We start from the raw sequence: 10,419 nt of genomic DNA on the forward strand, positions 1-10,419 counted from the left end.
TTTAGGAGACTCCTTGTCATCCCTTTCCATCACCCTAGCCGGCGCCGCTCACACCGTTGAAGCAGGCACCACCGCAGCCGACCTGTTCGCCGAGAACCCCGAGATTGTCGTTGCCCGTATCGACGGCACCCTGGTAGACCTCTCCACTGAACTGACCGACGGTTGCACCCTTGAACCTGTCAGTATCCATGAGGAAGACGGCCTGAACGTGCTCCGACACTCAGCCGCACACGTCATGGCGCAGGCGGTGCAGGAATACCGCAAGGACGCCAAGCTGGGTATTGGCCCCTACATCACCGACGGCTTCTACTTTGACTTTGACGTTGAAGAACCCTTCACCCCCGAAGATCTGAAGAAGATCGAGAAGAACATGGTGAAGATTATTAAGAGCGGCCAGACCTTCCGCCGCCGCGTGGTCACCCAGGCTGAGGCCGAAGCGGAGATGGCAAACGAGCCCTACAAGCTGGAACTGCTGACCCTCTCCCAGGGCCCCGGCTCCGGTGCCGACGCCGCCGAGGGTGCCTCCGTTGAGGTAGGCGCTGGTCAAATCACCATCTACGACAACGTCAACAAGAAGGGTGAAACGGTCTGGAAGGACCTCTGCCGCGGCCCCCACCTGCCCAACACCAAGCTGATTGCTAACGGTTATGCGCTCATGCGTGCCGGTGGCGCCTACTGGCGCGGTTCTGAAAAGAACCCCATGCTCCAGCGCATCTACGGCACCGCCTGGCCCACCAAAGAAGAACTGGTGGCCTACAAGGACCGCATTGCTGAGGCTGAGCGCCGTGACCACCGCCGCCTGGGCGAAGAACTGGACCTCTTCTCCTTCCCCAAGACTATCGGCCCCGGCCTGCCCGTCTTCCACCCCAAGGGCGGCGTCATCCTGCGCGAGATGGAAAACTACGTCCGCACCCGCCACATTGAGGAGGGCTTCCAGTACGTCAAGACCCCGCATATATCCAAAGAAGACCTCTTCTACACCTCCGGCCACCTACCCTACTACGCAGACGGCATGTTCCCCGCAATGGAGGACGAGGGCCAGGCCTACCGCCTTAAGGCCATGAACTGCCCCATGCACAACGAGATTTTCCGTTCTCGTGGCCGCTCCTACCGTGAGCTACCCCTGCGCCTCTTTGAATTTGGCACCGTCTACCGCGATGAGAAGTCCGGCGTTTTGCAGGGCCTGACCCGCGTGCGCATGATTACCCAGGACGACTCCCACTCCTATGTGACCAAGGAGCAGGCACCGGATGAAATCCGCCACCTGCTCAAGTTCATGCTGTCCCTGCTAGAAGACTTCGGCATGACCGACTTCTACCTGGAACTGTCCACCCGCGACACCGAGGGCGATAAGAAGGACAAGTTCATCGGTACTGATGAGCAGTGGGAAGAAGCCACCGCTGTGCTGGAACAGGTAGCCACCGAAACCGGCCTGGAACTGGTCGCTGACCCCGGTGGTGCCGCCTTCTACGGCCCCAAGATTTCTGTTCAGGCTAAGGACGCTATTGGCCGTACCTGGCAGATGTCTACCGTGCAGTACGACTTCAACCAGCCCAAGCGTTTTGGGCTGGAATACCAGGCATCGGACGGCACCCGCCAGGAGCCTGTCATGATTCACTGTGCAAAGTTTGGTGCTTTTGAGCGTTTCTTGGGTGTACTCATTGAGCAGTATGCCGGTGCGTTCCCGGCCTGGTTGGCCCCTGTTCAGGTGATTGGTGTGCCGGTTGCTGAGGCTTTCAACGATTACATGGGCCAGGTTGCCGCTAAACTGCAGGCCGCCGGTGTGCGCGTTGAGGTGGATTACGGTACCGACCGGTTCCCCAAGAAGATCCGCACCGCCTCCAAGCAGAAGGCCCCCTTCATTCTGATTGCCGGGGGAGAGGACGCCGAGAACAGTGCGGTCTCCTTCCGCTTCCGCGACGGCTCCCAAGAAAACGGCGTGCCCGTTGATGAGGCTGTCCGCAGGATTGTGGAGCACATCGAGCAGCGGGTGAATGAGGACCCTAAGTAGGTGGAGTTTGAGAATAAAAACAATGGATTAAATTTCGGTCCAGAAAGTATCGATTTAGTAAATAGTCAATTTTTGCTAGATCAAATAACCTCAATTCAGATAAACTTTCCACATGATGAAAATAAAGAAACTGGTGATAGTGTAAATAAGATCTCTACAGGATTTGAAAAATCAGAACAGCGGGCTCCGTTAAGCGGAAAGGGGGATTCTATTTCTAATTTTTTCTCTGGAATTTTTAAAACTGCTTCTAATTTTATTCCCATTTTATCCCTAGTAGTTGCGTTTTTTGGGATAGTAATACCTTTGCATGCCAACAATACTTTGCTTGAAAGAACTCAGGCGGATAAAATATTCCACTATATTGTCAAGGGGAATGAATCTTGCGGTCCAGGGGATGATATGAATCCCGAGAGTTCAGAAGCTGCAAATAGATGGAAGATTTGCATTAAGAACCCGTCGGAGGCCCCGATTTATGAGGTTAAGACAAGAGGCAATAGGAGTGATAATTATAAGATTATGCACAATCAGACTGAGTATGGTATGCAGTACGGCATCGCAGGTACATCTACCGTATGGCAAATCATGCCTGGTGAGAGTAAGAGTGTTTGGGAGCTTGATCAGGGTCTATTGGTGGATGGCCAATCGATACCAGGTAAGACTTATGAAATTGATGTCGAATACCAGTTTAAGGATAATAAAGGGATTATCTGGAATGGAAAATATTCTTTCAAAAATCTAGACGATGAAGATAATGGTGCGAAATTTATCAGGGATTCACCACTTAATAAAGGGGAGTCTATGGTATTTCTTGATAAAGGTGCATCTCCTGCAAATACAGTTAAATAATTAATATTATTCCATATATTCAGAGATTCATTTGTGAGGTTTATTATTGCTCAAATCTCTCCAGCTGCAGTTCCTGTCGCCTGGTTAGCTGACAATCACCTGATGATTCGCGCCAAACTTGATTGATGCCAGTCAGTATGATTGGTCGGATAACCTCGGGCGTTGCGCTAGGTGTAATAAATCTATTTTTATTCTGCTTCTCTAGCCCTCTTATATCAGTCTATTTAATAAGGTTTCGAGTTTTCCAAGTATTAATATATAGTGAAGATTTCATTAGTCTTGACGGATTTATTTACATCAGCAATAAACGATGTGCAGACTTTCCTTTTCGATAGTTTGCACCTCTTTTATCTTTACAGTCCCATCAGCTGCTGCAAGAGCTGCTGGCCGTAAGCCTCCCGGCAGTCGTTCACGTACCTTTGGAAGTTTGAAGGCTCTTCGTCCTGGAACTCAACAATATGGGTACCGTTCATAGCTCGGGAAAGCGCAATGTAGGGAACGGTGCTGTTCCAGACCCTTGAATCTTCAAACTGAGTATTGGCCGCAATCAAATGAGGTGCAAACAAAATGGTTCGGGTAGCCTGCAAACCGCGTGAAGAGTGAACCGTTACCAAGCGAATATGGCCGGGTTCCAAACGCTCACGCCGGTTATCCGCAATCACCTGGTCAAGATAAGGAATATCCAGATTCTTGAGCGCCTGAACAACTAGCTCACGCCCCGTCGCATCCCGATCAGTTCTTGGAAAGAGGAGCATCAAATCATGCGGCGCACCAAGCTCCTTAACCTTTTGTAGTTCCTCCGTCAGCAATTTTTCGTACTCTTCGACAGCGGTCTTACGAGAAAACTTAGTCACTTTAATGGACTGCATAGCCTGCTTATAGGTGCTATCAGACAGGGTCTCATCACCCTGAATCCTGCGTAGCATCTCCTTGGCAGCGGTCTCGGCCCGGGCCGGGTCAAAGGAATAATCAAAGCCAACCTGAGAGAAAACACTCTCACGGAAGCTATCCGTAGCGCTTCGTGCAGGACGGCGCAGCTCCTGTACTTTTTCTGGGACTTTCAAGGCAGCAAGTACACGTTCAGGTGCTGTACCATAAAGCTCCTGGTCACGCCCATAAGCGAAGAACCATTCGGCCCCATCCGCTACCACACCGTCAATAAGGTCTAGTAGATCCTGCCGAACCCCGGCATGGTATAAATCTTGGGACTCATCAACACAGACTGTTTCAAAAAAGTTCGTGTAGGTAACCTGTGTAAATTCGTCCTTCAGCGCATTGTGCAAGTCATAAATATCGGCAATCAGCACACGCCCCTTGGTTTCTGCTGACACGGTATCTAGAGCTTCCATGTCCTGACGGAACCGGGTAGCCAGTACCTTATTGAAACAGACGAAAAGGGCGTTACGGCCGGCTTCAGCATGGCTGACAGCAATATCGAGTAAGGCCTGGGTTTTCCCTGCACCGGGAAGCCCATTGATAACAACAGCGCCCCGACGGCCGGGACTTGTGAAGTCTTTGATACTGTCTTTGCGCGGTCTATTGGGCTGAATCTGGAACTGGCTAATTAGCTTAGATTCATTTTTCTGGGTGCCCAAGACCTTTGCAAGATTCTTCAAAGTCTCATCAAAATCAAAGGTGACCTTAGCCGGTGCTGAGCCAATGGGGGGAGTTGCCACCATACGTGCCAACAAATCCTCTAGATGCTCGGCACTGCGTAAATCTTCGGAGAAGATCATGCCGCTAATCTGGTCCCCAATAGCACTCTTGAGCTCAGGTGACCTATTAAACTTTCGAGAAAAATCCGTCCGCGAGATAAGGGGTAAAGCTGCGGTTGAACGAATCCAAGGGGCCCTCAGGCCATAGTCCTCAAACTTTTGTTTTAACGGGTAGACGGCCTGGATTGCCTGCCGTAGTGGGTGGATGAAGCTACTTTGGCCCTCAAGTTCGCAGGTATGAATATCAAAATGCTTGACCATAGTCAGAGGCTTGGACTTGACTTCAATGAGTACGCAGCCGTAGGTGGGGTGTAAGAGCAGGGCATCAATCTCTCGGCACCCTGGAAGTTGTAGGTTAAACCACACCTTTGACTGTTCGGGGAGGCAGGGGAGCAACTGCTGGGCAAACTCGCGTTCACCGCGATGTTCAGGAAGTTCTGTTTGAAGGACTTCGGCAAATAGCTCGGTCTGGTGGTTCATGGCTTCACCTCGTAGGTAGCTGCAGTCTGTACTACGTTTATGGTAGCCAATCACGGGTTTGGGGTCTTGGACGGAAGCAAATATGACAAAAAATAAAGAAGTTCTGCGCGTAAACTGCAGAAGGTGGTGGGGGCTCGTCGCTCTCGGTTTAGCTTTACGATGGCTAACTACCACATTCAAGGTGTACGGCCGGTACGCTCAATAAATGTCTGAATCGTAACAAGTAGACACAAAATAGGGTTTTGCACAGCGCCAGCACTACTTGCTTGCCTGGGCACTTCTACAGTGGTAGAAACTGTGTAACAGTCCATCGCCCCACGTCACACAGGAGTAGCACATGGCACCCCGGAAAACACTTGCAACCCCCATCACACTGGCCGCTCTAGCAACCCTCGTTTTTACCGGTTGTGGGGAACAGAAAACCGGATCTATTCCTGAACCATCAACTTCTTCTAGTAGCGTGGTTTCTTCAGCGAGTGGCTCTGCGACTGTCTCAGAGTCTGGGGACGCTGAACATTACTCTGGTGGGTCTAAGGCTCCTGAGGGGGAATACAGGCCTGCTGACGAGCAGGGCCCTGCTCAGAACGTACCGAAGCCGGTTAAGCCGGAGGGTATGAATGTTGAGTCAGAAGACGGACTCTTTAAGTTCATCGGTTACTGGAACGACTGTGTGAATTACGGGATTCAGACCGGTGACTTTTCATATGCACAGCCCCTCGTGTCTGATGAATATACGAGTGAACGAGAATTTTATATTTGGTCTAATGAAATCTACAACCGAAAGGGCTGGATTGAAGGTGGCCGACGAGAAGCAATCTTTGGAGAGGGCCTGCTAGTTGCTCAAGGGGATGGGATTTACACCTGGGGTGGGAACCTAAATATAGAGGATATGAGAGTCCAGCTGGACGGCCCTGGCGATTTAGTGGACTGGTCTCATACTCGCGGCCAAGGAATTTACTTTGTCGCGAAGTTTGAAAAAGGGTTCTGGACTCTTAAAGGGGTCGAAGTGGTGGAGGGGCAGTAAAGGTTGCTAAAAAATCTGAAGAGTTCAGCACGTGTAATAGCATTGCCACTATTTTGCGTGGTCACGTTAACAAGTGCTCCGGGCTTTGCTGTCGAAGGAACTATCGACGAGTCAACTATTAAAGTGTGGAGTAATCAGGAGTTTAAGAATTTGCCGCCTGGGTATCCCGACAGAGTAGTTGGGAATAAAGACTCCGTTCAGCCTATACCAAGGGCAATTGATGAAGATGTATCTAGCTATTCCCTCAACTCGTCTGGTGCTTCAAAATCTTCCCCGTCCCACGTTCCCTGTAGTAGCCCTGAGGCCTCACAAAATTTGGTACTAGCCCCACCGGATGCACCTGGTGTTCAGCGAGGGCAGTTCGGGCAAACTTACCTCTGCCTACCTAAAACCCCTCACGGGCAGCTAGCTGACCCAATCGAGTACACCCTGCCCAACGGCGAAACCGTCACCGCCCCCGAACCGATCATCGTCACCACTGAGGACTTCCAAAACCTCGGCATCCTCCCCTCAGAAGCCCACCAAGAACGCGCACCCCACACCCTCAAAAACTACAACACCAACTTCTGGGCCAGCCCCCAAGAACAAACCTTCGACATCGAAATGGGTGGCGTGCCGGTACAGGTGCGTGCTATCCCCATTTCCTATACCTTCACCTACGGCGACGGCCAAACCCTGAACACCACCAGCCCCGGTTACCAGCTAGGCGAAGACGTCTGGGATCAAGAAACCCCCACCAGCCACAAATACGCAGAGCCGGGCGACTTCAACTACAGCGTTACCACCTACTATCGGGGCGAATTCAGCGTAGCCGGAGGGCCCTGGCAAGTCATCGACGGTACGGGCGACGCAACTAGTGAGCCCCAGCTCATCCGCGTATGGAGGGTCAAAACAGGCCTGGTCGCTGATGATTGCGCTACCAACCCCAGCGCCTGGGGCTGCCCTGGGTAGTAAAGAAAAATAACTTATGAAGCACCGTACTATAGGAGCATGAACAATGAGCGCGAGCACCGGCCAGTTTCCCCTCAGCAAGGGCAGAGCTCCAGTCTGCCTTTCAGCCCCGTAACCCGGAACGGTATCAACTACTTTTGGGGTATCCCCTACGCCAGCGCGCGCAGGTTTAGCTACCCTGAACTCGCTCCGCTAGAAAACCTCCCCATGGGTTTTACGGCAGATACTCCCGCCCCCGGTTGCCCTCAGCCCACAGGACTCGCTGGGCCGGACATCGGCCAGCCCGTCAGTTTTTCGGAAGACTGCCTAAAGCTCAGTGTCATGACCCCTGCTCATGCAGAGGGCACAAAACTGCCCGTTATGGTCTTCTTCCACGGAGGTTCCTATCTCACCGGCGGGGGAGACGCTCCCGCCTACGACCCCCACAAGCTGGTGGAGGAGCAGAACCTGGTGGTTGTCACGGTCACCTACCGGCTTGGCTTGCTGGGGTTTTTGGGTGGCACCGCAACGCGCCCCGCCAACCTTGGGCTACTGGATGCCTTGACGGCCCTGCGCTGGGTCAAAGGAAATATTGAGAGGTTTGGCGGTGACCCGGAATGTGTCACAGCCTGGGGACAATCCGCTGGCGGAGACCTAGTTGCCCGCCTCCTAGCTACCCCCGAGGTGGCGGAAGAGAACCTCATCCACAGGGCTATCATCCAGAGTGCCCCCTTGGATCTGGGCTACGGCAAGCAAAAGCTGGCCAAGCACCTGCTGGCGGCCACCGAGCATTTAGATAGGCGAGCGCCCGCCCAGGTCTGGGCGCATCAGGGCGGCCGCTACTTCTTCGCCAACCCCCTACGTTTTGGCTGGTCCGGTTTCCTGCCCCTGGGGTGTCAATTTGGTGCTTACCCACTACCGGCAGAGGAAGAAGAACCCGTCCAACTGGCACAGCTAGCGGCTAGGGTACCGCTGTTGGTGGGCAACATGCCCAGGGAGGCGGCCGGGCTGACTCCTGAGTTCCCCACCGCGCTGGGGAAATTCCTCTTTGCCTGGGGCGAGCCGCTGACCCGTTGGCTCACCGAGCGGATCTACACGCGGGCAAGCCGGAACTTTGCCGACAAATACAGGCGGGCCGGTGGGCAAGCGACTGTCTATTCGCTGGAAACTGGCTCGGGCTGGCACTACCGGCGCTCAACCCACAGCTCAGATCTCAGCTTGCTCTTTGACAATCCGGCCTGGGAAGGCTCAGCGCTCCGAGCAGGTGCGGGGCCATCAACCCGTACTCAACAGGGGCGGGCGCTGCGCGCTGTCTGGGCTAGCTTGGCACGAACCGGCTCAGTGCCCGCACAGTATGCCGATGCGGCGCGAATCAGTCTTGCCTAGATTAGCTTTAGCCAGGTCTTAAAAGTCAATATTTCTCAGCTAAGGGGCGTTTGCGGTTTTGCTCATTCAAGAGGTTCATTCGGTTAGATAGAGTTGGCTCTGTACCTGCCTAATTTTGTAAAGGATGAGGAGTTATGGTTTCCCCACTGTTTGAACCTTTCACTCTTGGCTCTATGAGCACCCGCAACCGGCTCTGGGTGCCGCCCATGTGCCAGTACTCTGTGACCGAAGGCGACGGGCTTGCCACCGCCTACCATGTCGGCCACTATTCCGCGCTGGCACGCGGTGGTGCCGGGGCCGTCATTGTTGAAATGACCGATATTGAGCCCCAGGGGCGTATTAGCCCCAGCTGCCTGGGCCTGTGGAGCGATCAGCACACCGAGGCCTTCAAACCTGTGGTGCAGGCTATCCAGGCAGCGGGCGCTAAGGCCGGTATCCAGATTGGCCATGCGGGGCGCAAAGCCTCAACAGCCGGTGAGATTGCGGCTCGTGGCGGTCACAAGGGGACGCTTAGCCCCCAAGAAGGAGGCTGGCAAACCCTAGCCCCTTCAGCTATTGCCTACCCGGGCTATGATCAACCCCAGGCGCTGAGCCTGGAGAAGATTGAGGAACTGGTTGAGGCCTTTGGGGCTGCCGCTGAGCGCGCCCTTGCCGCTGGCTTTGACTTTATTGAAATCCACGGCGCCCACGGCTACCTGCTGACCCAGTTCCTCTCGCCCCTGTCCAACGAGCGTACCGATGAGTACGGCGGTAGCCTGGAAAACCGTGCACGGTTTATCCGCAGGGTAGTCCGGCTTATGCGTTCACGCATCCCAGAGACTATGCCCCTGCTGGTGCGTCTGTCGGCCAGTGAGTTTGTGGAGGGCGGTATCACGCCGGAGGAAACCGTTCAGGTGGTGCAGTGGCTCAAAGAGGATGGCCTTGACATGGCCGATGTGTCTGCTGGCGGTAACTATCCGGCTAAGATTAGGGTCTTTGCCGGCTACCAGACCCCGCTGGCACACCAGATTAGGCAGCAGGCCGAGATTCCTGTGGCGGCTGTTGGCATGATTAACTCACCCCGTCTGGCTGAATACATTGTGGGCTCTGGACAGGCCGATATTGTGCTGGTGGGCCGTGAGGCCCTGCGTCGCCCCTCCTTCGCACTGGAGTGGGCGCAGGAGCTTAAAGAAGACATTGACTACTACCCGGCCCAGTATCAGCGGGCCTGGAACACTCGGCGCTAACAAACCTTTGCGAGCCGGAGCTTCCTCTCTTGGGTGCTCCGGCTCCTGCACTTGCTCGAGATGGGCAGTAGACTAGAGAAGGTGACGACTACGCCCGATTACACCACCGATTCTTTTGAGCTACCCGGCGTACCCGACGCTTTCCAGCGCCTGTGGACGCCCCACCGCCGTGCCTACGTCAAAGGCGGTCAGAAGGACTACACCGAACAGACCTGCCCCTTCTGCGAAGCACCGGGCCGCAGTGATGATCAGTCACTGATCGTACACAGGGGTCAGCACGCTTTCGTCATTCTAAACCTTTACCCCTACAACCCCGGGCATCTGCTGGTGTGCCCCTACCGTCACATTCCTAACTACGATGACGCCACACCCCAGGAAACCGCTGAAATTGCGGCGCTGACCCAGCAGGCTATGGGCCTATTGCGGTCGGTCAGTAATGCCGCTGGCTTCAACATTGGTATGAACCAGGGTAAGGTCGGCGGGGCCGGTGTTGCCGATCATCTGCACCAGCATCTTGTTCCCCGCTGGAGCGGTGATACTAATTTTCTGCCGATTGTTGCCGGCACTAAAACTGTTACCCAAACCCTGGATGAGATTCGTACCTTGCTGGCCGATCACTGGGCTCAATCAAGGCACTAAATGCACTGTACTGTGCGACAAAAATCGTGCTAAAAGTCTAGAAGAGGCGCGGTTCGCTACTTTCCTTGTGAATGAGCCCGCCCACTCTGGCACAGGCTTTGTTTGAGAGCGTGGCGGTATTGACTAAGAAGGTTTCTTCCGGGTTGCCGGTGTGGGCTGTTA

The 10,419-nt window shown here is 54.1% G+C and carries 8 protein-coding genes; 7 read left to right on the plus strand and 1 reads right to left on the minus strand.

From position 1 onward, the window contains the following. Window positions 1–13: 13 nt before the first annotated feature. Both thrS and ACN080_RS07980 read left to right on the plus strand, forming a co-directional pair. Window positions 14–2,011, plus strand: a complete 1,998-nt coding sequence (gene thrS / locus ACN080_RS07975) for a threonine--tRNA ligase (protein WP_419113486.1) — start codon at window positions 14–16, stop codon at window positions 2,009–2,011. Continuing rightward, on the plus strand, window positions 2,012–2,857 hold the full coding sequence (locus ACN080_RS07980; RefSeq protein WP_419113487.1) for a hypothetical protein: 846 nt from the start codon (window positions 2,012–2,014) through the stop codon (window positions 2,855–2,857). A 353-nt stretch (window positions 2,858–3,210) separates the two neighbouring features. Here ACN080_RS07980 and ACN080_RS07985 read toward each other — a convergent pair whose 3' ends face one another. Continuing rightward, the gene (locus ACN080_RS07985) at window positions 3,211–5,052 is read right to left on the minus strand and encodes an NERD domain-containing protein (protein WP_419113488.1); all 1,842 of its coding nucleotides are present in this window, start codon (window positions 5,050–5,052) and stop codon (window positions 3,211–3,213) included. A gap of 337 nt (window positions 5,053–5,389) precedes the next feature. On the opposite strand from ACN080_RS07985, the gene ACN080_RS07990 reads away from it, so the two are divergent. The 5 genes from ACN080_RS07990 (at window position 5,390) to ACN080_RS08010 (ending at window position 10,257) form a co-directional block, all read left to right on the plus strand. Continuing rightward, a complete protein-coding gene (locus tag ACN080_RS07990) occupies window positions 5,390–6,076 on the plus strand; it encodes a DUF6318 family protein (protein ID WP_419113489.1) in 687 nt (228 codons plus the stop codon). A 315-nt stretch (window positions 6,077–6,391) separates the two neighbouring features. Continuing rightward, window positions 6,392–7,027 (plus strand): hypothetical protein, encoded by a 636-nt coding sequence (locus tag ACN080_RS07995; RefSeq protein ID WP_419113490.1) that lies wholly within the window; start codon window positions 6,392–6,394, stop codon window positions 7,025–7,027. Between the two features lie 39 nt (window positions 7,028–7,066). Further along, on the plus strand, window positions 7,067–8,392 hold the full coding sequence (locus ACN080_RS08000) for a carboxylesterase family protein (protein WP_419113491.1): 1,326 nt from the start codon (window positions 7,067–7,069) through the stop codon (window positions 8,390–8,392). 134 nt (window positions 8,393–8,526) lie between these two features. Then, on the plus strand, window positions 8,527–9,618 hold the full coding sequence (locus tag ACN080_RS08005) for an NADH:flavin oxidoreductase/NADH oxidase (RefSeq protein WP_419113492.1): 1,092 nt from the start codon (window positions 8,527–8,529) through the stop codon (window positions 9,616–9,618). Between the two features lie 81 nt (window positions 9,619–9,699). Further along, window positions 9,700–10,257: an HIT family protein gene (locus ACN080_RS08010; protein WP_419099620.1), complete on the plus strand. Its 558-nt coding sequence runs from the start codon at window positions 9,700–9,702 to the stop codon at window positions 10,255–10,257. Window positions 10,258–10,419 lie beyond the last annotated feature (162 nt).

It is taken from the genome of Rothia sp. CCM 9416 (assembly GCF_048513535.1).
Taxonomy (GTDB): Bacteria; Actinomycetota; Actinomycetes; order Actinomycetales; family Micrococcaceae; genus Rothia.

What these genes read in the sequence shown, in the direction of transcription:
- ACN080_RS07985 (WP_419113488.1), bottom strand. Translation starts at nt 5,052, where the DNA reads ATGAACCACCAGACCGAGCTATTTGCCGAAGTCCTTCAAACAGAACTT.
- ACN080_RS07990 (WP_419113489.1), top strand. Translation starts at nt 5,390, where the DNA reads ATGGCACCCCGGAAAACACTTGCAACCCCCATCACACTGGCCGCTCTA.
- ACN080_RS08000 (WP_419113491.1), top strand. Translation starts at nt 7,067, where the DNA reads ATGAACAATGAGCGCGAGCACCGGCCAGTTTCCCCTCAGCAAGGGCAG.
- ACN080_RS08005 (WP_419113492.1), top strand. Translation starts at nt 8,527, where the DNA reads ATGGTTTCCCCACTGTTTGAACCTTTCACTCTTGGCTCTATGAGCACC.